Origin of the sequence: Wolbachia pipientis (genome assembly GCF_023661085.1) — a bacterium.
Taxonomy (GTDB): domain Bacteria; phylum Pseudomonadota; class Alphaproteobacteria; order Rickettsiales; family Anaplasmataceae; genus Wolbachia.
The window spans coordinates 1-1306 of the sequence record NZ_JAHDJT010000171.1; the positions used below are offsets into that span (position 1 = coordinate 1).

The window sequence follows — 1306 nt, forward strand, 5'->3', positions numbered from 1 at the left end:
CTTGTCATTTTAACCTGTACAGATTGGGAAGTTAAACAAATAGCTTCAGTACTATGATAAGGGTCACGGCAAAAGTTGTCAAGTAGTTTTTTAGTTCCATGGCTTAGACAGCTATTTGGGCAACAAAACACATTTAATACTTTTGACTTCTATTCAGGGTAGTAAATATTTGGTCTTCATCAAAACTCATCTTAGGACGCCAAATAGGGCCATCCAAGTGCATATCAATATAAACTGGACTACTACAGCCTGGTGGAATGAAGAAAAATCTGGATAAAGAAACTAAAGTGAAATTAGATAAGGTTAGATTAGAAGAAGTAGACCCTGACGCTTGATTAATTCCAAATTGTAAACTAGTTGAGCATATACCATTTTTAATGCTTGCTTTTCCGCTAACATTTTCAAAAAATGTACTACCATTATATATACCGACGTTAGCAAGCGTGGAAACTTCAGATTTACTTTTACTGCTTAGTAAATTAGTAATGAACGAATTAAAATCCACGTTAGTAAATTCTATTCCTCGTGTTTGCAAATTAATTTCCCCTGACGAATTATTAGCCCAATCATTAAAGCTTTTTCCTTGAGCTTTAATTGCGCCATTTAAGCTTATCTGACCATTTACATTATTAATTCCTATAGCCTTTCCAACCCTTTTAGTGTCTAAATTTGCTATGAAAAACTTTATATACATTGAATTTGGCCTTAAATAACCCTGAAAAGACACTTGTCCATGTCCTAGTGCATAATCCACTTTTTTAACGGTAATGATGTTATTTATCATCACTGCATTCAAATTAAAGTCCTTCAAAATATTCTGCTCATCCTTAAGTTCTGCAACATTAATTTGCACATTTGCATCAAAGTCTTTTTTGTCATCTAAAAAATCAAGCTGCTTTGTTGACCATCGAATCTGGTTTATCTTACTTTTTGAATCTCTTCTCACCTCTATTAAATTCGGTAATTTTAAGATACTGCCATTAAATTTGTTGCCCGTAAGGTTCACATCTAACAAAGGCTTGATGTATTTTTTGTCCACTAATACTTTCATGTCGCCGGTGATATCAAAATCCTCTCCTGATAGTTTTATCTTATCTGCAACTAGCTTGCCCTTTTCTATCTTCAGCAAAAAACCCAAGTATTCAATTTTTGTATCATTTAGCGTAAAATCACTAACGCTGGTTTCTATGTTTACATCATACTTCGAATTTTTCAACCATTTCATTTTAGATAAATTACTGAGTAATGAATAATCGTATTTGTCCGCGTTAAGGTTATGTACACTGAATCTGCCACCAATCACATT

Annotated in this window: 1 pseudogene; it reads right to left on the bottom strand. The window is 33.2% G+C overall.

Annotated features, from left to right (window positions below):
- Positions 1–133 precede the first annotated feature (133 nt).
- Positions 134–1306, bottom strand: a pseudogene (locus DM84_RS05935) (AsmA-like C-terminal region-containing protein); the annotation flags it as partial.